This is a genomic window from Polaromonas sp. UBA4122 (genome assembly GCA_002381615.1).
Lineage (GTDB): Bacteria > Pseudomonadota > Gammaproteobacteria > Burkholderiales > Burkholderiaceae_C > Polaromonas.
In genome coordinates, this window is record DFWY01000095.1 from 4,101 (window position 1) to 4,442 (window position 342).

A 342-nucleotide genomic window follows, 5' to 3' on the forward strand; every position below is an offset into this window, starting at 1 on the left:
AAGAGAAGACCGACTTCAATGTCGTGCTGCTTGAAGTCGGCCCCAACAAGGTGTCGGTCATCAAGGCCGTTCGGGAACTTACCGGTCTGGGCCTCAAGGAAGCCAAAGACCTGGTGGACGGTGCTCCGAAGAACGTCAAGGAAGCCGCTCCAAAAGCCGATGCAGAAGCTGCCAAGAAAAAGCTCGAAGAAGCTGGCGCGAAAGTCGAACTCAAGTAATTCTTGGTGTTTGCAGAGGCTGGAAGACCCAAGTCGGGCTTCCAGCCTTTCGTGTTTCAAGGAGCACACCGCAAAGCCAGCAGATAGGCTGGTTTTACAGTGTTCCAGAAACACCGGAAAAGAG

The 342-nt window shown here is 53.5% G+C and carries 1 protein-coding gene; it reads left to right on the forward strand.

What is annotated here, in order from left to right:
• A partial coding sequence (gene rplL / locus B3F77_RS12905; protein WP_293605338.1) for a 50S ribosomal protein L7/L12 occupies positions 1-218 on the forward strand: 218 nt, incomplete at its 5' end.
• Positions 219-342: the final 124 nt, after the last annotated feature.